This window comes from Pseudomonas sp. BAV 4579, from assembly GCF_009765395.1.
Taxonomy (GTDB): Bacteria; Pseudomonadota; Gammaproteobacteria; order Pseudomonadales; family Pseudomonadaceae; genus Chryseomonas; species Chryseomonas aestiva.
On the sequence record NZ_WHOV01000013.1, the window covers coordinates 17,526 to 37,340 of the forward strand.

The 19,815-nt window shown below is 64.2% G+C and carries 20 protein-coding genes; 5 read left to right on the forward strand and 15 right to left on the reverse strand.

The window, feature by feature from the left end; translation table 11 throughout:
* Positions 1-12: 12 nt before the first annotated feature.
* The gene (locus tag GSQ95_RS04830; protein WP_158895811.1) at positions 13-786 is read right to left on the reverse strand and encodes an L-iditol 2-dehydrogenase; all 774 of its coding nucleotides are present in this window, start codon (positions 784-786) and stop codon (positions 13-15) included.
* 62 nt (positions 787-848) lie between these two features.
* Positions 849-2,156 carry a sugar ABC transporter substrate-binding protein gene (locus GSQ95_RS04835; RefSeq protein WP_158895813.1) on the reverse strand — a complete coding sequence of 436 codons (1,308 nt, stop codon included), beginning with the start codon at positions 2,154-2,156 and terminating at the stop codon, positions 849-851.
* 248 nt (positions 2,157-2,404) lie between these two features.
* Here GSQ95_RS04835 and GSQ95_RS04840 point away from each other — a divergent pair, with 248 nt between their 5' ends.
* Complete coding sequence (locus GSQ95_RS04840) at positions 2,405-3,319, forward strand: AraC family transcriptional regulator (RefSeq protein WP_158895815.1); 915 nt, start codon at positions 2,405-2,407, stop codon at positions 3,317-3,319.
* Positions 3,320-3,406: 87 nt separating this feature from the next.
* Here GSQ95_RS04840 and mgrA read toward each other — a convergent pair whose 3' ends face one another.
* The 6 genes from mgrA to GSQ95_RS04870 all read right to left on the reverse strand — a co-directional run bounded on the left by mgrA (position 3,407) and on the right by GSQ95_RS04870 (position 9,322).
* Positions 3,407-4,444 carry an L-glyceraldehyde 3-phosphate reductase gene (gene mgrA / locus GSQ95_RS04845; protein WP_158973749.1) on the reverse strand — a complete coding sequence of 346 codons (1,038 nt, stop codon included), beginning with the start codon at positions 4,442-4,444 and terminating at the stop codon, positions 3,407-3,409.
* Positions 4,445-5,003: 559 nt separating this feature from the next.
* Positions 5,004-5,978 carry a biotin-dependent carboxyltransferase family protein gene (locus GSQ95_RS04850; protein WP_158896778.1) on the reverse strand — a complete coding sequence of 325 codons (975 nt, stop codon included), beginning with the start codon at positions 5,976-5,978 and terminating at the stop codon, positions 5,004-5,006.
* Positions 5,975-6,847 (reverse strand): allophanate hydrolase subunit 1, encoded by an 873-nt coding sequence (locus GSQ95_RS04855; RefSeq protein ID WP_158896779.1) that lies wholly within the window; start codon positions 6,845-6,847, stop codon positions 5,975-5,977. The genes GSQ95_RS04850 and GSQ95_RS04855 overlap by 4 nt, the downstream gene beginning before the upstream one ends.
* Positions 6,844-8,196 carry an acetyl-CoA carboxylase biotin carboxylase subunit gene (locus GSQ95_RS04860; protein ID WP_178118489.1) on the reverse strand — a complete coding sequence of 451 codons (1,353 nt, stop codon included), beginning with the start codon at positions 8,194-8,196 and terminating at the stop codon, positions 6,844-6,846. Before GSQ95_RS04860 ends, GSQ95_RS04855 begins: the two co-directional genes overlap by 4 nt.
* 17 nt (positions 8,197-8,213) lie before the next feature.
* Positions 8,214-8,465, reverse strand: coding sequence for an acetyl-CoA carboxylase (locus GSQ95_RS04865; RefSeq protein ID WP_158896781.1), 252 nt, complete (start codon positions 8,463-8,465; stop codon positions 8,214-8,216).
* Between the two features lie 92 nt (positions 8,466-8,557).
* Positions 8,558-9,322 (reverse strand): 5-oxoprolinase subunit PxpA, encoded by a 765-nt coding sequence (locus GSQ95_RS04870; protein WP_158896782.1) that lies wholly within the window; start codon positions 9,320-9,322, stop codon positions 8,558-8,560.
* Between the two features lie 118 nt (positions 9,323-9,440).
* Between GSQ95_RS04870 and GSQ95_RS04875 the strand changes: the two genes are divergently transcribed.
* From GSQ95_RS04875 to GSQ95_RS04885, 3 genes are all read left to right on the forward strand, one after another.
* The gene (locus GSQ95_RS04875) at positions 9,441-10,358 is read left to right on the forward strand and encodes a LysR family transcriptional regulator (protein ID WP_158896783.1); all 918 of its coding nucleotides are present in this window, start codon (positions 9,441-9,443) and stop codon (positions 10,356-10,358) included.
* Between the two features lie 137 nt (positions 10,359-10,495).
* Positions 10,496-10,747 carry a helix-turn-helix domain-containing protein gene (locus tag GSQ95_RS04880; RefSeq protein ID WP_158896784.1) on the forward strand — a complete coding sequence of 84 codons (252 nt, stop codon included), beginning with the start codon at positions 10,496-10,498 and terminating at the stop codon, positions 10,745-10,747.
* On the forward strand, positions 10,744-12,030 hold the full coding sequence (locus GSQ95_RS04885) for a HipA domain-containing protein (RefSeq protein WP_158896785.1): 1,287 nt from the start codon (positions 10,744-10,746) through the stop codon (positions 12,028-12,030). The genes GSQ95_RS04880 and GSQ95_RS04885 overlap by 4 nt, the downstream gene beginning before the upstream one ends.
* Before the next feature lie 9 nt (positions 12,031-12,039).
* Here GSQ95_RS04885 and GSQ95_RS04890 read toward each other — a convergent pair whose 3' ends face one another.
* Together GSQ95_RS04890 and GSQ95_RS04895 are read right to left on the reverse strand one after the other, a co-directional pair.
* A complete protein-coding gene (locus GSQ95_RS04890; RefSeq protein WP_158896786.1) occupies positions 12,040-12,438 on the reverse strand; it encodes a hypothetical protein in 399 nt (132 codons plus the stop codon).
* 34 nt (positions 12,439-12,472) lie between these two features.
* Positions 12,473-13,486 carry a 1-aminocyclopropane-1-carboxylate deaminase gene (locus tag GSQ95_RS04895; RefSeq protein WP_158896787.1) on the reverse strand — a complete coding sequence of 338 codons (1,014 nt, stop codon included), beginning with the start codon at positions 13,484-13,486 and terminating at the stop codon, positions 12,473-12,475.
* Positions 13,487-13,645: 159 nt separating this feature from the next.
* On the opposite strand from GSQ95_RS04895, the gene GSQ95_RS04900 reads away from it, so the two are divergent.
* Positions 13,646-14,116 carry an Lrp/AsnC family transcriptional regulator gene (locus tag GSQ95_RS04900; protein WP_158896788.1) on the forward strand — a complete coding sequence of 157 codons (471 nt, stop codon included), beginning with the start codon at positions 13,646-13,648 and terminating at the stop codon, positions 14,114-14,116.
* Between the two features lie 102 nt (positions 14,117-14,218).
* Here the strand turns inward: GSQ95_RS04900 and GSQ95_RS04905 are convergent, their stop codons facing one another.
* The 5 genes from GSQ95_RS04905 to GSQ95_RS04925 form a co-directional block, all read right to left on the reverse strand.
* Positions 14,219-15,595: a GntP family permease gene (locus GSQ95_RS04905; RefSeq protein WP_158896789.1), complete on the reverse strand. Its 1,377-nt coding sequence runs from the start codon at positions 15,593-15,595 to the stop codon at positions 14,219-14,221.
* Positions 15,596-15,684: 89 nt separating this feature from the next.
* Complete coding sequence (locus GSQ95_RS04910; RefSeq protein ID WP_158896790.1) at positions 15,685-16,515, reverse strand: amidohydrolase; 831 nt, start codon at positions 16,513-16,515, stop codon at positions 15,685-15,687.
* Between the two features lie 28 nt (positions 16,516-16,543).
* Positions 16,544-17,833, reverse strand: coding sequence for an MFS transporter (locus GSQ95_RS04915; RefSeq protein WP_158896791.1), 1,290 nt, complete (start codon positions 17,831-17,833; stop codon positions 16,544-16,546).
* Between the two features lie 132 nt (positions 17,834-17,965).
* The gene (locus tag GSQ95_RS04920; RefSeq protein ID WP_133861704.1) at positions 17,966-18,697 is read right to left on the reverse strand and encodes a GntR family transcriptional regulator; all 732 of its coding nucleotides are present in this window, start codon (positions 18,695-18,697) and stop codon (positions 17,966-17,968) included.
* A 281-nt stretch (positions 18,698-18,978) separates the two neighbouring features.
* Positions 18,979-19,815: M20/M25/M40 family metallo-hydrolase (locus tag GSQ95_RS04925; protein WP_158973751.1), on the reverse strand; the 837-nt coding region annotated here is incomplete at its 5' end.

The following is a 19,815-nucleotide window of genomic DNA, read 5'->3' on the forward strand; positions in this document are numbered from 1 at the left end:
CTGCAGGGTGGATCAGCTCATCCAGTTACCGCCGTCGACGTTGTAGGTCTGGGCGACCACGAAGTCGCTGTCGCTGGACGCCAGGAACAGCGCCATGCCGACCAGGTCCTCGGCGGTTCCCATGCGGCCGTAGGGTACAGCTTCGCCGACCAGGCGCTTCTTCTCGCCCAGCGGCCTTTGCTCGTAATGGGCGAAGAGGGCGTCCACACCCTCCCAATGCTCACCGTCGACCACGCCGGGGGCGATGGCATTGACGTTGATGCGGTGCTTGATGAGGTCGAGGCCGGCCGACTGGGTCAGGCTGATGACCGCGGCCTTGGTCGCGCAATAAACGGCCACCAGGGCTTCACCGCGGCGCCCGGCCTGGCTGGCCATGTTGATGATCTTGCCGCCATGCCCCTGGGCGATCATCTGCCGGGCAGCGGCCTGCAGGGTGAACAGCGGCCCGGCCACGTTGATGGCGAACAGCCGGTCATAGCTTTCCCGCGAGATCTCGACGATGGGTGCCAGGTCGAACAGGGCGGCGTTGTTGACCAGGATATCGAGCTTGCCAGCGGTAGCGACCACCTGGGCGATGGCTGTGTCGATGGACGCCTGGTCGGTGACGTCCATGGCCAGGGCGTAGGCGCGCTCGCCCAGTTCGTTGGCGGTCTCCCTAGCTCTTTCGATATTGATGTCGGCGATGGCCACCGTTGCGCCTTCCCGCAGGTAGGCCCGGGCGAAGGCCTTGCCGATACCGCGTGCGGCGCCGGTGATCAGGGCGCTTTTTCCTTCCAGTCTGTTCATGGTCTTGGCTCCAATCGAGAGACTGGCCGAGCAGCGCGCGATCAGTCTTGGGTAAAGGGACGTTACTTGAGATAGCCCGCGCGTTTCATTTCGCGGGTCGTCGAGGTCTGGGCCGCGTTGAGGGCCTGCTCGACGCTCATCTGGCCGGTGAGGGCGGCGGAGAACAGCTTGCCGACCGAGGTGCCGATGGCCTGGAACTCGGGAATGGTCACGTACTGGATGCCGACATAGGGCACCGGCTTGGCCGAGGGATGGGCCGGGTCGGCGTGCTGCATCATTTCCAGGGTGATCTTGGCGAAGGGCGCAGCGCTCAGGTAGGCCTGGCTGTAGGTGGACTGGCGAGTGCCCGGCGGGACGTTGGAGATGCCATCCTGATCGGCCACCAGCTGGATGTATTCCTTGGAGGTCGCCCAGGTGATGAAGGTCTTGGCCGTCTCCTTGTGCTTGGCGCTCGCCGGGATCGCCAGCGACCAGGCATACAGCCAGGACGAGCCCTTGTCGGTGACCTCATGGGGCGAGGCGGCGAAGCCGACCGCATCGGCCACCTTGCTCTGGCTCTTGTCGGTGGTGAAGGAGCCGGCGACGCTGGCATCCACCCAGAGCGCGCACTTGCCGCTGTTGAACAAGGCCAGGTTCTCGTTGAAGCCGTTGCTGGAAGCCCCGGGCGGGCCGTACTTCTTCATGTTGTCGACGTAGAAGTTGGCCGCTGCCGTCCACTCGGGACTGGTCAGTTCGGGCTGCCATTGTTCGTCGAACCAGCGCGCGCCGAAGGCGTTGCCCATCAGGCTGAGCAACGCGACGTTTTCCCCCCAGCCGGCCTTGCCTCTCAGGCAGAGACCGTATTGCTCCTTGTCCGGCTGGTTGAGCTGGCTGGCGAAAGCGGCGAGTTGCGTCCAGGTCGGCTTGTCGGGCATCTGCAGGCCGGCGGCCTGGAACAGATCCTTGCGGTAGTAGGTGACGGTGCTTTCGCCGTAGAACGGCAGGGCATAGAGACGGTTGTTGACCGACAGCCCCTGGCGGACCGCCGGGAAGATGTCTTCGACGTCATAGCTGGCAGGCAGGTTGTCGAGCGGCTCCAGCCAGTTCTTGGCACCCCAGAGCGGTGTTTCATAGGTGCCAATGGTCAGCACGTCGAATTGGCCACCACCGGTGGTGATGTCGGTGGTCAGCCGCTGCCGCAGCACGTTTTCTTCGAGCACCACCCAGTTGAGCTTGATATCGGGGTGCTGTTTTTCGAAGACCTGGGACAGGCGCTGCATGCGCACCATGTCGCTGTTGTTGACGGTGGCAACGGTGACCGATTCGACGGCCTGGGCAACACCGGTCAGTCCGAGACCGGCCAGCAGCAGCAAGGCGATAGGGCGCTTCATCTTCTTCTCTCCGTGACTGCCACGGCGGGCAGCTTGTTGTTGTTATGAGCGGCTGGCCGCCGATATAAATCTGATCTCGACAGGCCCGTTGGAGAGGATTACAACAGCAGGGCCAAGCCGCTGGCTAACCTGGCACTGACCAGTTGCCGATACATTTTTGACCTGAGTCGCTCAGCGCGCCGAGGTCAAAAAAGCATCTATAGCCAGGCCGACGGCTGCGGCCTTACCCGAACGCGCAGAGGTACATCATGAAGGCGACCGCCTTCCTCGAGGCAAGGCCGGCAGAGCTGGAACTGATCCTCGCCGCGCCCGACCAGAGCTTTCGCTGGTACGAGCACGACTATCCCTACGCCTTGGCGCGCTGGAATCATCACCCCGAATACGAGATCCACCTGATCCGCCAGGGCAGCGGACGACTGCTGGCCGGCGACTATGTCGGGCCCTTTGCGGCAGGTCACGTGGCCATGATCGGGCCGGATCTGCCACATGACTGGATCGGTGATCTGCCACCTGGCGAGGTGCTCGCCGGCCGCGATGTGGTCATCCAGTTCAATGGTGACTTGCTACGCTCGTTGAGCGCCGTGGCACCGGAGCTGGGCGATTATCTGCCATTGCTGGAACAGGCCCGACGTGGTCTGGAGTTCAACGGCGATACGGCCCGGCAGGCGGCGGCCTTGATCGAGGCGATGGGCCAGGCCCGGGGCGCCGAGCGCCTGCTCAAGCTGTTCGCCTTGCTGGGTGTGCTGTCACGGGCGCCGGAACGCGAAAGGATCGTCCTGGCCAGTGCCTGTTATGCGCCGGCGCTGGATGCCCGCAGTTCCGCACGGGTGCATCAGGCCTTCGACTATCTGCTGAGCGAACTCACCGAGGATATCCGGCTGCCGGTGATCGCCAGGCGCGTCGGCATGAGCGAGGCAGGGTTTTCACGCTTTTTCAAGAAGATCACCGGCCACGGCTTCATCGAATTGGCGCGCAAGCTGCGCATCCAGCGGGCCTGTCGTCTGCTGCGGCAGGCGGAGCTGTCCATTGCAGCCATCTGCTTCGAGGTGGGCTATTCCAATCTGTCCAATTTCAACCGACATTTTCGCAACGAGACCGGACAGACGCCCAGCCAGTATCGCCAGGAACAGATAGGGACGCGGCGTCAGCAGCCGCAGAGGTGAGGGCGGGCGAGGGTGGTCATGTCCTGCCAGGAGCCTATAAAGGTAGGCGTAGCTGACGCTGGAGCGCCCGCTACGCCAAGCGGAGCCTTATTCCGCGCTGGACGGCTTGGCCCAGAGGTTGATGTCGCCTTCGACCGCATGGGTATCGATCTCGGCCAGTTCCTCGGCGGTAAAGGTCAGGTTGTCGAGGGCTGCCACGTTTTCCACGATCTGCTCGGGCCGACTGGCGCCGATCAGGGCGCTGGTGATGCGTGGGTCGCGCAGGGTCCAGGCCAGGGCCAGCTGCGCCAGGCTCTGGCCGCGACGCTTGGCGATGGCATCCAGGGCGCGTACCCGGGCCAGGTTCTCGTCGGACAGATGACCTTGCTGCAGCGACTGGCCACCGGGCTGGTTGACCCGGGCTTCGGCTGGAACGCCATTGAGGTACTTGTCGGTCAGCAACCCCTGGGCCAGGGGCGTAAAGGCGATCACGCCACTGCCGATTTCCTCGGTCGCCTCCAGCAGATCCTTTTCGATCCAGCGATTGAGCAGGTTGTAGGCCGGCTGATGGATCAGCAACGGGATCTTCCAGTCGGCCAGCAACTTGGCCATTTCCCGGGTCTTGGTCCCCGAATAGGAGCTGATGCCGATATAGAGCGCCTTGCCTTGCTGGACCGCCGAGGCCAGGGCACTGGCGGTTTCTTCCAGCGGGGTGTGCTCGTCGAAACGGTGCGAATAGAAGATGTCGACGTAATCCAGGCCCAGGCGCTTGAGGCTCTGATCCAGGCTGGCCAGGACGTATTTGTGCGAGCCGCCACCTTGGCCATAGGGCCCGGGCCACATGTCCCAGCCGGCCTTGCTGGAAATGATGAGTTCGTCGCGGTAGGCCGCGAAGTCTTCGCGCAGCAGCCGACCGAAATTGATTTCGGCGCTGCCATAGGGCGGCCCGTAATTGTTGGCCAGGTCGAAGTGATTGATGCCCAGATCGAAGGCGGTGCGCAGCAGAGCGCGTTGACGATCCAGCGGCGTGGTGTCGCCGAAGTTGTGCCACAGGCCCAGCGACAGCGCCGGCAGCACGAGACCACTGCGACCCACGCGGCGGTAAGGAATACGGTCATAGCGATCGGAAGCGGCTTGATAAGCCATGCAAAACTCCTTGGGATGGAATACGTGTTGGAAACCCAGGACATTCGCGCGCGGTGACACAGGCAGAGGCGCGACAACCGGAAAGAACTCCGGGAACGGACGCCATCCGATTAAAGCCGCCAGCGGCGTCTTGTACAAACGGGCGCTGCGGAATTTGCGGTACCGGTGGGCGGCTAGCGGCGATCTGAATCCCTGGAGCCGTAATGTCAGGCAAACTGACGAGGTCGTGGCGAATTGGAGAAAGCCGCCAGCGTGAAAAGGCAGACACCCCTGGTGCAGCACTCCATAACCATAACTTCGCATAATGTATATTATGTTAAATCTGATATGGGCCTGGGCTGACAACTGCCCTTTGCCATCCCATTCGGCGTCTAACGTTCTCGCCAATCCAGCCAGCAGACTCCACTCTCGCTTCCCTACCCTGGCGCTGCCGATCAGCATGTTTTGCAAGACGTGCTGCTTCGAGCAGGATTTCGTTCAGTGACGACCCTGAAGACGCGTCCGTTACGAACGACGCCTTCAGGATCTCCAGACCGATCGCCGCAACGTCCAGCGACCCTCAGGTCGCCAGGACCTGCTCCAGTCGCTGCAAGCGCTCCCGGTACACACGCCGTGCGGCCAGCGCGTCTTCCAGGGTCACGGCGACGAAACGGGCTTTCTGATTCGGCTGCAGCTGGCCGATCAGATCCAGGTCACTGCTGATGACCGTGCCGATCATGGCGTAGCCGCCGCCAGACACCGCGTCTCGGTGCAGGACGATGGGTTCGAGGCCCGCCGGCACCTGGATCGAGCCGATGGGATAACAGCTGTCGACGATATTGGACGGATCCGAGCCGGCGCCAAAGGGTTGTTCGCGCGGCGTGAATTGCAGCGGCCGACCGCCCTTGAATCTATAGCCGATGCGATCGGCTTCGGAGCCTACCGTCCAGGTATCGGCGAAGAACGCCTCGGCGGCGTCCGCGGTCAGGCGGTGATGATAGAGACCCGGCACGACCCGCAGGATCACCTCGCCGCCGCAAGCCGGCACCAGGTCGCCTGGCAACCGGACGCCAGGCCTGGCGCCTGTCGCCGGGGTGTCGACAGCCAGTTCGTCACCCGCGGCGAGCCTTCGACCCTGGAAGCCGCCCAGGCCGCCCAGGGTGTACGTCGAGCGACTGCCCAGCACCTCGGGCACATCGAAGCCGCCCGCCACGGCCAGATAGCCACGGGCACCGGCCTTGAGGTAATCGAACTTGAGCACCTGGCCGGCGCGCACGCTGAAGGCTTCGTCCAGCGGCATCTCGGCGCCGTCCAGGCGTGGCGTCATGCGCGCGCCGCTCAGGGCGACCAGGGCGTCTTCGGCGAATAGCAGCTCCGGACCGAGCAAGGTGCATTCCAGGGCCGCGGCGCCGGCTGCGTTGCCCACCAGCAGATTGGCCGCGCGCAAGGCATAGCTGTCCATGGCACCCGACGGCGGAATGCCCAGGTGGTAGTAGCCTTCGCGACCGAGGTCCTGGATCGAGGTGGCCAGGCCAGGTTTGAGTACCTTGATCATGCCGACTCCTCCATCAGGGTGCGCGGATAGCCACGGGGATCGTCGAGGAAGGCGTCCAGGGAAAAGTCCACCGGCCGGATATTCAGGGTGAAGCTACCCTCCTCTACCTCGGCCAGCATCCGGTCGTACTCGGCACGGTCGATGGCGCGGAAACGGACGATGTCGCCGGGCCGGAAGAACACCATGTGCTCCTGCAGGTAATCGAGGCGCTGCGCCGGATCGTAGATGGGCGCCGGCGTCACACCGAACATCTGGTAGCCGCCGGCGCCCCGTACCGAATAGATGCAGCCGAAGCAGCCGCCGTGGCCGAGGGTCTGCCTGGGTGTGTCGGTGCGGGGTCGCAGGTACTTGGGGACCTGCAATTGCCGCTCGGACTCCACCATCTGGAACATGAACGGCAATCCGGCGACGAAACCCACCATGGACACGAACCAGGGCGCGCCGCTGTGGGCGGCGATAAAGGCTTCGACGTCGGCCAGGCCGTTGATGCGCGCAGCGTATTCCAGATCGGTGGCGGACGGATCCTGGTGGCGATCGCGAAAGCGCATCAGCGTCTCGTGGGTCCAGGGATCGTTGTAGAGCACCGGGATTTCGATCAGCCGCGTGGCCAGTTGACGCTCGGCCACCGCCTGGTCTTCCACGCCCTGGACGGCTGCCAGGAGCCGGTCGGGGGGCAGCACATCGGGATCGAAACGGATCTGGAAGGAGGCATTGGCCAGGCAGATGTCGTGGATACCGGGCAATTGCAGCGCCTGCACCGCACGGGTCATGGCCAGGCCACGGAAAAACGCCTCCAGGGACATGCTTTCGGACAATTCGACGAACAGGTGCTCGTCGCCGCCGAAGCTATAGCGGATCGCGGTCGTCATGCGGAAATCTCCTCGGCCAACCAGTGTTCCAGAGTACCGGTGTCGAAGCGCGCTTCGATCACCCAGGGTTCGTCCAGCAGACGGCGATGCAGGCTGGCGGTGGTGGCCATGCCGCTCAGACGCAATTCGTCCAGCGCCTGGCGGGCACGGGCCAGGGCCTCGCCGCGATCGGCGCCATGGGCGATGAGCTTGGCCAGCAGCGAGTCGTAATAAGGGGGTACCCGATAGCCCGCGTAGAGATGACTGTCGACCCGGATGCCCGGGCCCTGCGGCCAGGCGAGCTGCTCGACCGTCCCGGGGCTGGGAAAGAAGTTGCGCGCCGGATCTTCGGCGTTGAGTCTCAGCTCGATGGCGGCGCCCTGCAGATGGATGTCTTCCTGGCGCAGCCCCAGGGGTTCACCCCCGGCGATGCGCAGCATGGCCTGGACCAGATCGATACCGGTGACCATCTCGGAGACCGGGTGCTCGACCTGGATGCGGGTGTTCATCTCGATGAAGAAGAATTCGCCGCGGGCTTCATCGAACAGGTATTCCAAGGTCCCCGCGCCGCGATAGCCGAGGCGTTCGGCCAGGCGTACCGCGCTGGCGCAGAGGGTCTCGCGCTGGGCAGCGTTCAGCACCGGCGATGGCGCTTCTTCCAGGAGCTTCTGGCGGCGCCGCTGCAACGAGCATTCGCGCTCGAACAGATGCACGGCGCGCTGGCCATCGCCAAGGATCTGCACCTCTATATGACGAGCGCGCTCGATGAAGCGCTCCAGATAGAGGGCGCCGCTGCCAAAGGCGGTCTGGGCTTCGCGCTGGGCGATGGGAAATTCCCGCGCCAGCTCGGCGGCGTCGCGGGCCAGGCGGATGCCCCGGCCTCCTCCCCCGGCCGCTGCCTTGATCAGCAACGGATAGCCCACCGTCTCGGCTGCCGCTATGGCGGCCTCTATGTCAGCCGGTTCGCTGGCAGAGCCCGGGACCACCGGGACACCAGCCGCCTGCGCGGTGCGTCGTGCCTCGGCCTTGTCGCCCATGCGGAGGATGATGTCACCCGAAGGACCGACGAAGACGGCACCCGCCGCCTCCACTGCATCGGCAAAGGCGGCGTTCTCGGCCAGAAAGCCATAGCCGGGATGCACCGCATCGGCGCCGCTGTCATGCAAGGCCTGGAGCAGGGCCGCTATATTGAGGTAGCTGCGATCCGCCCGCGCCGGGCCGATCACCACCACGGCATCGGCCTGGCGCGCCGCCAGGGAATCCTGGTCGGCCTCGCTGCAGGCCAGCACCGTCTCGATGTCCAGCGCCTTGGCGGCGCGCAGGATACGAACGGCGATCTCGCCACGATTGGCCACCAGCAGACGGCGGATGCCGCTCCCTGACGTACTCACGAGGCGGCTCCGCTCAGGGTGGCCAGCAACTGACCCGGCTCGACCGGGTCACCGTCCTCCACCGCGAAGGCCGTCAGGGTCCCGTCCACCTCGGCGTGGACCTCCGAGAATTGCTTCATCACCTCGACCAGGCCGATCACCGTGCCGGCGGTGACGGTTTCCCCGACCTCCACATAGGGCGCCGCATCGGGCGTGGGTTTGCGATAGAACGTTCCGGGCAAGGGCGAGAGCACCGAATGTTCGGCCATGACGATTCCTCTTCTAGGCAATGTTGTCGGAAAGGCAGGCGTAGCGAAGGACTGGAGGACCCGGCGTCTTGGCGCCGGTGTCCGCATGAAAACTAGCCGGCGCCCGGGGCGCGGATGGCGATGCCGGCGGCGTCCAGGCGCAGGCGGATGGCCTGGGCCAGGCCCAGCGCACCGGGGGTATCGCTGTGCAGGCAGATGGATTCGAAGGCCACCTCGACCTCGCCCCCTTCCACCGTGGCGACCCTGCCCTGCTGGCAGGCTCTGAGCACCCGTTCGGCCACGGCCTGGGGATCCAGCGCGCCCATGCGCCGGACCAGCACGATGGACCCGCTGGCGTCATAGTCCCGGTCGGCATAGAACTCGCGCACCAGGGGCTGGCCCAGCTCGCGACCGATGCGCCAGGTGGCCGAATCGGGCAGGCAGTAGAGCAGCAGCCCGGGTTCGAGCCGTTGCAGCGTCTCCACCAGCAGCCGCGCAGCCGCCTCGTCCCGCGCCAGGTGCATGAACAGCGCGCCATGGGGTTTGAGGTGCTGCAGCCGCAGGCCATGCAATCGGGCGAATTCACGCAGGGCGCCGAGCTGATAGACGATATCGGCCACCAGTTCTTCGGCGGGCATCTGCAGGGGCCGGCGGCCGAAACCCACCAGATCGCGATAACCCGGATGGGCGCCGATGGCCACGTGGCGCGCCTTGGCCTGCAGCACGGTGCGCTGCATGAGGGCGGGATCGCCGGCATGGAAGCCGGTGGCGATATTGGCCGAGCTGACCAGGTCGAGCAGCTGGTCATCCACGCCATCGCCCAGCGTCCAGGCGCCAAAGCCCTCGCCCATGTCGGAATTGAAGTCCACCTCGATCATTGCGGTATTCCCTGGCAGTGGTGCGGTGTCCTCGACCTTAGGACTGCCCTGCCCCCTTGGGAAGATTTATTATCCAAGGTCTAGCGTTCGGAAAAATCGATACCTCAGGACAGTCGTCATGGCCCTTACCCTGCGTCAGCTGCGCTACTTCACCGCGACCGCCGAACTGGGGCAGATCTCCCAGGCGGCCATCCACCTGAACATTTCCCAGTCGGCGGTGACCAGTGTCATCCAGGAACTGGAGGGTCTGCTGGGCGCCAGTCTGTTCGTCCGCTCGGCGCAAGGGATGGCGCTGACCGATGCCGGCCGGCATTTCCTCAACCATGCCTACGGCATCCTGCGCGGGGTCGACGATGCCCTGAGCAGCGCCCTGCCCGACCATCGCGCCAGCGGCGAGTTGCGCATCGCCGCCAGCTATACGGTGATCGGCTACTTCCTGCCGCACCATCTGCAACGCCTGGCGCAGCTCTATCCCGAGGTGACGGTGGCGGTGCACGAACAGGAGCGCCAGGCCATCGAGGAGGCGCTGCTGGACAGGCGCATCGACATGGCGGTGGTCCTGACCGCCAACCTGACCCACGAGGACATCGTCTCCGAGACGCTCTTCAATTCCGAACGCCGTCTCTGGCTGCCCAGTGGCCACCCCCTGCGCGATCGACCCAATGTCAGCCTGGCCGATGTCGCCCGGGAGCCCTATGTGCTGCTGACCGTCGACGAGGCGAAACAGAGTGCCAGGCGCTACTGGCGCCAGGCAGGCCTTGAACCCCAGGTGCGCTTGCGGACCAGCTCGGTGGAGGCCGTGCGCAGCATGGTGGCTAACGGCAGCGGCGTGGCCATCCTCTCCGACCTGGTCTATCGCCCCTGGTCGCTGGAGGGCAAGCGCCTGGAGACGCGCACCCTGGTGGAGCCCATCACGCCCATGAGCGTGGGGCTGGCCTGGCACCGCGAACACCCCCTGACACCGGCCATGCAGGCCTTTCGCAGCTACTTCCACAGCGCCTTTCTGGCACCCCAGCAACCGGGGGCGCGACGTTAGCAGAAGATTAAAATCCTCATGATCGAAAGGATTTCGTATTAGCAGCGTTATCAGCAACTGAAATCCTCACGGTCTTGAGGATTGCGCTGCCTTTCCCTTTGGCGTTAGCCTGATCCCCACGCTCGTGAGGATAAATCATGCAGTTGATACTCAAGAATGCCGCCGACCTGGGCGCCCTCGTCCGCCAGGCGCGCAAGGCCCAGTCGCTGCGCCAGGACGATGCCGCCGGCAGTCTCGGCGTCAGTGAAAACTTTCTCGGCAAGGTCGAGCGCGGTGGCGAAACCGTCCAGTGGGGCAAGCTGTTCCAGGTACTGGAAGGCCTGGGGGTGCGTCTGATTGTGGATCTGCCCCCTGAAGTGGCAGACCAGCCGGATACTCGGACACCATGAGGCGTGAACTCCTGGCCTGGATCGACGACCAGCTGGTGGGTCGGCTGGCTGACGAGAACGGTATCTGGTCGTTCCGGTACGAATCCGATTGGCAGGCCTTCGGGCTCTGTCCGCAATTGCCCTTGCAGCGCGAGCCGCTGATCGATGGCAGTTCGCAGCGACCGGTGCAGTGGTACTTCGACAATCTGCTGCCCGAGGAAGGCCAGCGGCAACTGCTCGCCCAGGATGCGCGCCTGGATGCCGCCGATGCCTTCGCCCTGCTGAGTTGGTACGGCGCCGAATCCGCCGGCTCCCTGACCCTGCTCGCCGAAGGTCAGCAGCTGCCGCCGGGGGATCGCCGCCCCCTGAGCGATGCCGATCTCTCCCGGCGAATCCAGGCCATGCCGCAGCTGCCACTGACCCACGAGGCGCACAAGCGCATGTCGCTGGCCGGCGCCCAGCACAAGTTGGCGGTGATCCTCGATGGCCAGGGACTGCAGGAACCCGTGGGCGCCCTGCCCTCCACCCATATCCTCAAGCCGGACCATCCCCACGAGGCCTTCGCCCACTCGGTGATCAACGAGTGGTTCACCATGCGCCTGGCGGGTCTGGCCGGGCTGAAGGTTCCCGCCGTCGAGCGCCGCTACGTGCCCGAGCCGGTCTATCTGATCGAGCGCTTCGACCGCCTCCGTACCCCGGGCGGCTGGCAGCGGCGCCATGGCATCGACGCCTGCCAGGTGCTGGGGCTGGACCGTCATTTCAAGTACCAGGCGGGTAGCGTGGAGCGCCTGGCCGAACTGGCCCGGCTGTGCGAGGCGCCCGCCGTGACCCGGACGCGGCTGTTCCACTGGCTGGCCTTCAACGTGCTGGTGGGCAATACCGATGCCCATCTGAAGAATCTGGGCTTTCTGGTCTCAACCCGTGGGCTGGCCCTCGCGCCCTGCTATGACCTGCTCTGCACGGCCGTATACGAGAGCCGCGCCTTCGATCAGCAGCGCTGGCCGGACGCGACCACCCTCGCCTGGCCAATCCTGGGTGAAAACCGGCTGGTGGCCATCGACCGCGAGCGACTGCTGGATGCAGCCGAAGCGCTGGGTATCAAGCGCTCGCCGGCTGCTGCCCAATTGCAACGCCTGCGCCAGCGCCTGCCCCTGCAGGCTCAGCAATTGCTGGAACAGACCGAGCGGGAAAACCAGGCCCTGGCCGGCGCGCGACCGGAGTTGCGGGCGGTCTTCGCCGGCGAGTTGCGCTGTCTGCGCGCGATCAGGGCGCTGATCGCCGAACAGGTCGAGCGGCTGGCCTGACGGCCACGCTCAAAGCGGCAACACCGCCAGCAGGCGTTCGCGTCTGAGCTGCTGCAGGCCGGCAATCAGCTCCCGCGTGGGCGTGCCGCTCGTGAACTGTTGCAGCCGTTGACCGGCGACCGATCCCAGCCATTCCAGCTCGTTCGAGCCCGCCGGCTCGACCGCCAGCAGCAGGCAGTCCCCGCCCAGCCGGGACAACAGCCGTACGATACGGCTCCGCGTACCCTGGGTGAGCCACTCCTCGTGCAGCTCGCCGACGTCCTCCAGCTGCAGCACCGGGAGGTCGCTGCAGCCGGGCAAGCCGCTGCGCAATTCCGCCGTCACCGCGGGGTCGAGATCGCCATGCAGGATGACCAGCGCCACGGCCGGTCGGAGGTCGTCTACCGCTGTCCAGCATTGGCTCGTCATGCGGGACCTCCTGGTGATCGATCGTGGCCTGGGTTCAGGCGAAGGCGTTGTGGTAGGCGTTGAGCGCCGGGGCACCCCCGAGGTGAACATAGAGTACCCGGCTGCCCTTGGCGATCTCGCCACTGCGCGCCATGGCGATCAGCCCGGCCATGGATTTGCCCTCGTAGACCGGGTCGGTGAGCATCCCTTCCATCTGCGCGGTGTAGCGGATGGCCTCGACGGTGGGACCATCCGGCAGGCCGTAGTCCGGTCCGCAGAAACGCGGCTCGATGATGACGTCCTCGTCACGAATCTCCTTGTCCAGGCCAATCATCTCGGCGGTGTTGCGCGCGATCTTGGTCACCGCGGCGCGGGTCATCTCGGCGTCCGCCGCCGTGTCGATGCCGATCAGGCGCCGCTCGCGCTCCTGGGCGCGAAAGCCCACCACCATGCCGCCCTGGGTAGAACCGGTACAGGTGGCCGTCACCACGGTATCGAAGAAGAGGCCCTGCTCGCGCTCCTGGCCGGCCAGTTCATCGGCGAAATGGGCATAGCCGAGGCCACCCAGCGGATGGTCCGAGGCGCCGGCGGGAATGGCGTAGGGCTTGCCGCCCTCACGCCGCACCTCATCCAGAGCACGCTCCCAGGTGGCCTTCACCGCGGTGGAATAACCCTCGCCTTCCAGCAGCGTCTGGGCGCCCATCAGGCGGGACAGCAGGATGTTGCCGACCTTGTCGTAGACCGGGTCTTCCCACTTGATCCACTCCTCCTGGACCAGCCGGCACTTCATGCCCAGCACCGCGGCGACGGCCGCGACCTGGCGCGTGTGGTTGGACTGAATGTTGCCGATGGAGACCAGGGTGTCGCAGCCCTGTGCCAGGGCATCGGCGGCCAGCCATTCCAACTTGCGCACCTTGTTGCCGCCATAGGCGAGACCGGAGGAGACGTCGTCACGCTTGGCCCAGAGTTCGATACCGAGGTCCTTCGACATGCGCTCCAGCTTGTGCAGGGGCGATGGGAAATAACCAAGCTTGACGCGGGGAAAACGCTTTTCGAGATCCAGGGACATAGCAGCGACTCCAGTGGTGAGAGAACGCCTTCAATGCTAGGGAAAACCCTGAAAAAGATGCTTTCGAATGAGCGGTACGAAACCTGCTTTCCTTTTGACTGACTCCCAGAATCCGCGTGGATGTTCCTCCAACAACCACTTTCCAAGGAGAATCTTTCGATGAGCGAAGCTGCGGAACTGACCCCGGTAGAACGCAAGATCCTGCGCGCCCTGCAGCAGGACGGCCGGCTGAGCAATGCCGAGCTGGCCCGCCAGGTGGCCCTGAGCCCGAGCGCCTGCTGGAACCACACGCGCAAGCTGTTCGAGAGCGGCGTCATCACCAGCGTCAGGGCTCATGTGGACCCCAAGGCGGTGCAACGGGAAACCGCGGTACTGGTGGGCGTGGTGCTGGACAGGTCGACCCCGGATTCCTTTGAGGCCTTCGAAGCGGCCGCCCGCGCCCTGCCCCCGGTGCTGGAGTGTTACCTGGTGGCCGGCGACGTCGACTACTTCATCAAGCTCAGGGTCAAGGACATCGCCGCTTTCAATCGCCTGCACAGCGAACGGCTGATCGCCCTGCCCGGCGTGCGCCAGGTACGCACCTTTTTCGTGCTGAACGAAGTCAAGACCGAGGGGCTGTTGCCTATCTGAACAGGCGGGTGGCGCCCAGGGAGGGACGGGTGCCGAGCGGCACCCGTTCAGATAAGGGATTTCACCGAGGGCGGCGTCCTGATTCGACGCCGCCTCAGGTCATTACACGACCACGTTCAACAGCAACACCACGATCAAACCGACCACGGCGACGATCGATTGCACCACTGAAATAGTCTTGGTGGCTTCGCCCATCGTCATGCCGAAGGATTCCTTCACCATCCAGAAACCTGCATGGTTGGCGTAGTTGAAGAACAGCGAGCCGCAGCCAATGGACAAGGCCAGCAGCGGCAGGTTGAGGCTGGGATCGGCACCGGCGAGCGGCGCCAGCAAGCCGGCAGCCCCTACGATACCTACCGTGGCGGAACCGGTAGAGACCGAAAGCAACATGGCGATCAACCAGCCGAGGACCAGCGGAGGGAACGCCGACTGCTGAGTCAGGTGGACAATCGCATCGCCCACCTTGGCGCTGGTCAGCAGCTGCTGAAAGGCACCGCCGCCGGCGATGATCATGATGATCGAGGCGATTGGCTTGAGGCTCTTGCCCAGGGATTCGCGCAAGTGCTCCGCATCGCCGCCGCGCGCGAGTACCAGACTCGCCCCGGCGAACAGCACGCCCAGCAGCATCGCTATCAGCGGATTGCCGAGGAAACCGGCCATTTTCAGCAGCGCATTGTCCTTGGCCAATACCATCTCGGCGACGGCATGGATGAGCATCAGGATCGCCGGCAGCAAGGCTGCCAGCACGCCAAGGTATACGCTAGGGCCTGGTTTATCGTCGGCTTTTTCAGCCAGGGTGAACTGATCCAGCAACACCTGATCGGGCCGAGTGCTCATGCGCGGGGAAATGAAAGCGCCATACAGTGGGCCGCCCAGGATCATGGCCGGGATAGCCGCCAGGAAACCATAGAGCATGGTCGGCCCGACCGAGGTTTTCAGCGCGGCGATGGCCGTCAACGGGCCAGGGTGCGGCGGGACCATACCGTGCATGGCGGCCAGTGCGGCGATCACCGGAACGCCCACATAGACATAGGCTGACCCCTTGAAGCGCGCCTGACTTTCCAGCTTGCGCGCCACGCTGAAGATCAGCGGTAGCATGATCACCAGGCCGACCTCGAAAAACATCGGAATGCCAATCACGAACGCGACCATCATCATCGCCCACGGAATCATCCGATCCGATGTGCGCTTGAGGATGACCGCGGCAATCTGCTCGGTGACGCCGGCGTCCGCAAGTATCTTGCCGAGCATCGCCCCCAGCGCGATGACCACCCCCACTGCCCCCAGTGTCTTGCCGGCGCCGGTGACCAGCTGGGAGACGATGCGATCCGGCTCCATACCGGTTGCAAAGCCTACGCCGACGGAAACTACCAGCAACGCCAGCAGCGGGTGCATTTTGAGACGCGAGACGATCAGCACTACCAGCACCACGACGCTGATCAATGCAGTCAGTAACAGATCTATATCTAAGGGAGTCATGAAAGGTTCTCGGTTGGGCTGGTGCCAAACTCTTGTAAGAGGGTGAGATGAATGGCCTCTGCAACGGCTAGGTTGCAGCGTTCGTCTTTCTAGAAACCAAATAACCTGCGAGGCGCCTGCACCAGCAGCGCGGCGCTGGCTTGCGCGGAGAGCTCCAGGGCGTGCAACTGGTCGACGGCGGTGGCGAAGTCAACGCTTTGCTCATGCTGCGTATGTGGCCAGTCGCTGCCCCACACCAACTGATGCAGGCCAACGCTTTTTTCCAGCAACGGGAATGCCCTTCGAGCGAAATCAATGTTCTGTTGTGGCGTACCTCCCAGACGATAGACTCCCGATACCTTGATCCAGATCGAGCCTTTCGATCCGGCCTCGAGCAACTCGCCGAACCCGGGCTGATCGAGACCCGCATTCGCGTCCGGCCGCCCCAGGTGATCGATCACCACTTTCACGCCGAAGGGCGTCAATTGCCGGATCAAGCCCGGCAGATCCCTGACTTCCCGATGCAGCTCGACATGCCAGTCGAGATCGGCGATATCGCTGAAAAACCCTTGCCAGGCGCTGTCACGAAAATCAGGTAACGTCTTGCCGATCAGGTTCAGGCGCACGCCGACCACGCCCAGTTGCGCCATGTCATTCAAGGTGGAACGACTGATGCCTGGCTCCAGCACGACCACACCGCGCAACTGCTGAGGTGCTTGCTGCAACGCCGCCAACAGGTAGCTGTTGTCGGTGCCAAGGAAACTTGGTTGCACCAGTACTCCGTGACTCAGACCATGGGTGTGCAAATGCTCAAGGTACTGATCAAGCGTGGCGTCGTACTCGGGACTGTAGCGGCGTGCGCCGATCAGCTGCAGATCACGGCTGAACACATGGGCATGGGCGTCAATGCCGGTGATCGACTTGGAGCGAGGAGCTGACATGGGTTTCATCTACTGAAGGTGGGGATCATCACGCCCGAGCGCGCTGATTGCCGTTGATAGTGGCCGGAACGGCGGTGGCATTGGCTTCAAGGTCCCTGCCCCGGGTTTCAGGCAGGCAAAGTGCGGCAAGCACCCCTACGCCGTAGGCGATTCCGGCATCGATACCGATCGCCGAACCCAACGACATGGAATCACTCATGTGCCCGACCAGGAATGGAAATACAGCGGACAGCACCCGGCCGAAGTTGTAGCAAAAGCCAACGCCGGCGCCGCGTACATCGGCCGGGTAAAGTTCGTTGAAGAACGCCCCCAGACTGGCCGGAATACCGGCGGCGAAGAACCCCAGCGGGAATCCCAGGAACAGCATCTGCGTATTGGTCAGCGGCAGAAATACGTAGCACTGCACCGTGACCACGCAGCACAGGGCAAACAGCACAATGTTCCTACGACGGCCAATGCGATCGATCAAATAGCCGCTGGCCACACAACCACACCAGAAGGCGAGGATGATCACCGCCAGATAGCCGCCCGAGTTCAGCACCGACAGATGGCGCTCGGTCTTGAGGAAAGTGGGTAACCAGGTCATTACCGCGTGATAGCCACCGTGCGCGCCCAGTCCCAGCAGTCCGCCAAACAGCGTCACGCGTATCAGTTCCGGGCGAAAAATGCCCGCGAGCGACGTGAAGAAACTCTGCGGAATGGCGTTGTCTTCCTGCAGACGCCGGAAGCTGTCCGGCTCCTCGACGTTACGACGCACCCAGATGATCAGGAACGACGGCAGCAACCCGACCAGGAACATCACCCGCCAGGCCATGTCCTGCGGCACAGCGGTATAGATCAGCGTGAACACCCCGACCGCCAGGCCCCAACCTACCGCCCAGGCACTTTGTACAGTGCCCATGACCTTGCCGCGATAGCGCGGATTGATCGTCTCGGCCATCAGCACCGCGCCGGCCGCCCACTCCCCGCCAAGTCCGAAACCCTGCAGCGCCTTGACCACCAACAGCTGATTGAAGCCCGTGACGAAAGCCGAGAGAAAGGTGAAGAACGAGAACCACAGAATCATCAACTGCAAGGTGCGCACACGGCCGTAGCGGTCAGACAACGTCCCACCCACCCAGCCACCGAGTGCCGAGGTGACGAGGGTAACGCCGCTGATCAATCCGGCATCGCCCTTGGTCAGCGCGAAAGCGGCGATCAGCGCCGGAATCGCCAGACCGAACATCTGTACTTCCAAGGCGTCGAGCGACCATCCGCCGAAGCAGGCCCAAAATGTCTTGCGCTCACGAGGAGTGATGTGGCGATACCAGCTGAACATGAGTCTTATCCTTATAGGTGTTACGCAAGACAGCCGACGGCCAACCCGCCGCGACAGGATCGACGTTGGCAACCAAACAGCAATCGGGCGGCGATCTAGCCGCCGCAGAACGCTTGGCTACGCAAACCGGCGTTAGCGAATATCCACGCTGTAGCGGAAATGCTCCGCGTGGCCGCGCGAGCGACGCCACTCCAGCGGGCTACCCGCGTAATCGCGGGCCAACCGCTCGATCACGATCACCGGACTGTTGACCGGTACCTGGAGCAGGCGGGCATGCACGTCATTCACCGATTCGGCGGTCAGGGTTTCTTCGGCCGATGCAACAACCTGTCCGCACACTTCTTCGTAGATCGGATACAGCAGCGGCCCTTCGCGACTGAGGTCGATCTCCAGCAGCGCCTGAAACCGCTGGCGGGGCAGCCAGATTTCTTCGGCGAGCACCGGCTTAACATCGAGCAGACGCACACGGACAATACGAATGACCAACGCATCGGCGGGCAAGCCTAGCGCTTGCGCCACGGCCGAAGGCGCGGCAACGGGCTCGATCGAGAGGATGCGACTCTCCGGAACCTGGCGCTCACCGGAAACAGTCTGGAATCGGAAGAAGCGGAACAAGGAGGATTGAAACTGCGCCCGTCGAATGAACGTCCCGCGCCCTTGCTGACGCTCCAGAATGCCCTCACTGACCAAGGCATCAATCGCCTTGCGCACCGTGCCGGTGGACAGCTGATATTCCGCAGACAGCGCCGCTTCGGTAGGGATCGCCTCCCCCGGACGCCAGCGATTATTGGCGATCTGCTCAGCCAATTGGTCACGCAGGCGCTGGTACAGCGGCAGTCGGGCATCACTGGATAAAGAATTCATAGACTTTATTCACCTTGTTATCTAGTCATCTATATGAATCTTGCCGCGAGTATTTGCCCAGACAACCTGGCTGTCAAGGAAGGGCCTTTTGTCTCGCTGACGAATGGCTGCCCGACCGCCCTTGTCATCGACGGGCAGGCCTTCATCGGGAATGTCAGATCCTGGCCGATTGCTGCCCCGAACCAAGGGCAGCTAAGGGTCGATAGTTCGAAGATCCAAAGCTGCCAATCGAGGCCCTCCCCGACCAGGAGTCGCCCCTGTTTCGGAAATCGGCAAGAGGGTCAGGCCTTTACGGCCAGGGCCAGGATGGTCGCCACCAGCGCCTGGGTGCGTGGAACCAGGGTATCGAGCAGCAGGAATTCGGCGTCGGTGTGTACCTTGCCGCCCACGGGGCCCAGGCCACAGAGGGTGGGCACGCCCAGGCTGGCGGTAAAGCCGGAGTCGGCGCAACCGCCGGTGAATTCGCCCTCGACGCTGAAGCCGAGGTCCTGGGCCTCGCGCTGGTAGAGTGCCAGCAGGTCGTGGCTCAGGTGCGCTTCCATCGGCAGGAACAGGCAGGTGGGCTCGACGCGGGCGGATGTCCCCGGCACCTCCACCTCGGCGACGATGGCCTCGATGCGCGCCTGCAGCGCGGGCCAGTCGGCCAGGGCGACGAAGCGCACGTCCAGGCGCGCGGTGGCGCTGGGCGCGACGGTATTACTGGAGGTGCCACCCTCGATGAGGCCGACGTTGGTGGTGATACCGCGCTCGTAGTCGGTCAGGGCGTGCAGCTTGGCCACCTTGAGCGCCAGGGCCTGGATGGCACTGGCGCCCTCGGCGTGGCTGACGCCAGCATGGGCGGCACGACCGCTCACGCTGATGGCCAGGGTGGCGCCGCCCTTGCGCGCCTTGACCACGTTGCCACTGACCCGCCCGGGCTCGCAGTTGAGCACGGCCCGGGCGCCGCGGGCCGCCGCTTCCAGGTGCGGGCGGGCCGTGCCGGAACCGATCTCTTCGTCGCCGGTGTAGAGCACCCGTACCGGAAACGGCAGCTCGCCGGCGCGCTTCAGCGCGCGCAGCGCGAAGCAACTCGCCACCAGTCCACCCTTCATGTCCGCGACGCCGGGGCCATAGGCCTG

Coding starts and splice junctions, on each gene's coding strand:
- GSQ95_RS04830 (WP_158895811.1), bottom strand. CDS start 786: ATGAACAGACTGGAAGGAAAAAGCGCCCTGATCACCGGCGCCGCACGC.
- GSQ95_RS04835 (WP_158895813.1), bottom strand. CDS start 2,156: ATGAAGCGCCCTATCGCCTTGCTGCTGCTGGCCGGTCTCGGACTGACC.
- GSQ95_RS04840 (WP_158895815.1), top strand. CDS start 2,405: ATGAAGGCGACCGCCTTCCTCGAGGCAAGGCCGGCAGAGCTGGAACTG.
- mgrA (WP_158973749.1), bottom strand. CDS start 4,444: ATGGCTTATCAAGCCGCTTCCGATCGCTATGACCGTATTCCTTACCGC.
- GSQ95_RS04850 (WP_158896778.1), bottom strand. CDS start 5,978: ATGATCAAGGTACTCAAACCTGGCCTGGCCACCTCGATCCAGGACCTC.
- GSQ95_RS04855 (WP_158896779.1), bottom strand. CDS start 6,847: ATGACGACCGCGATCCGCTATAGCTTCGGCGGCGACGAGCACCTGTTC.
- GSQ95_RS04865 (WP_158896781.1), bottom strand. CDS start 8,465: ATGGCCGAACATTCGGTGCTCTCGCCCTTGCCCGGAACGTTCTATCGC.
- GSQ95_RS04870 (WP_158896782.1), bottom strand. CDS start 9,322: ATGATCGAGGTGGACTTCAATTCCGACATGGGCGAGGGCTTTGGCGCC.
- GSQ95_RS04875 (WP_158896783.1), top strand. CDS start 9,441: ATGGCCCTTACCCTGCGTCAGCTGCGCTACTTCACCGCGACCGCCGAA.
- GSQ95_RS04880 (WP_158896784.1), top strand. CDS start 10,496: ATGCAGTTGATACTCAAGAATGCCGCCGACCTGGGCGCCCTCGTCCGC.
- GSQ95_RS04885 (WP_158896785.1), top strand. CDS start 10,744: ATGAGGCGTGAACTCCTGGCCTGGATCGACGACCAGCTGGTGGGTCGG.
- GSQ95_RS04890 (WP_158896786.1), bottom strand. CDS start 12,438: ATGACGAGCCAATGCTGGACAGCGGTAGACGACCTCCGACCGGCCGTG.
- GSQ95_RS04895 (WP_158896787.1), bottom strand. CDS start 13,486: ATGTCCCTGGATCTCGAAAAGCGTTTTCCCCGCGTCAAGCTTGGTTAT.
- GSQ95_RS04900 (WP_158896788.1), top strand. CDS start 13,646: ATGAGCGAAGCTGCGGAACTGACCCCGGTAGAACGCAAGATCCTGCGC.
- GSQ95_RS04905 (WP_158896789.1), bottom strand. CDS start 15,595: ATGACTCCCTTAGATATAGATCTGTTACTGACTGCATTGATCAGCGTC.
- GSQ95_RS04910 (WP_158896790.1), bottom strand. CDS start 16,515: ATGTCAGCTCCTCGCTCCAAGTCGATCACCGGCATTGACGCCCATGCC.
- GSQ95_RS04915 (WP_158896791.1), bottom strand. CDS start 17,833: ATGTTCAGCTGGTATCGCCACATCACTCCTCGTGAGCGCAAGACATTT.
- GSQ95_RS04920 (WP_133861704.1), bottom strand. CDS start 18,697: ATGAATTCTTTATCCAGTGATGCCCGACTGCCGCTGTACCAGCGCCTG.